At 53.5% G+C, this 587-nt stretch carries 1 protein-coding gene; it reads left to right on the top strand.

Annotation, left to right across the window (positions count from 1 at the left end; genetic code table 11):
* Positions 1-587: Ig-like domain-containing protein (locus R7Q46_RS28755; protein ID WP_318078519.1), on the top strand; the 587-nt coding region annotated here is incomplete at both ends.

Raw genomic sequence — 587 nt, 5'->3', positions numbered from 1 at the left:
ATCACTTACACCGTTACGGATGGTTCACTGACTGACCAAGCGACGGTCAACGTCACCGTGAATGCGGTGAACGACACACCTGTGGTTGAAAGTAGCATTGCAGACCAAACCTTGGCAGAAGACTTTACGCCATACAGCATCGATCTAAATACCGCTTTCAGCGATGTGGATAACGTGGATGGCGATCTGACCTTCAGCGTTTCTGGCAACAGCAACGTGTTGGTGTCGATTGAAAATGGCATTGCTACGTTCACTCCAACTGCGGACTGGAACGGCTCAGAAGCGCTGACCTTTACGGCCACCGATCCAAGCGGCGAAAGCGTCAGTCAAACGGTGAACTTCACAGTAGCGCCAGTGGCGGACATCGTGGCAGACAACGCGACGGTTGTGGAAGACACGCCAACCATCATTAAGGTTTTAGGTAATGACACGTTTGAAGGCGACGACAAAGTGGTGTCGCTGGATAGCAATAACGGCCCAGCCAACGGCACGGTCTCGGTCAACCTGGACGGCAGCGTCACTTACACGCCAAACGACAACTACCACGGCACAGACAGCTTCACCTACATCGTCACCTCCGGTGGGGT

The organism is Vibrio sp. 811, from assembly GCF_033339195.1.
Note: the sequence above shows the minus strand (reverse complement) of the source record. Positions and strands in the feature narration are given on the sequence as shown.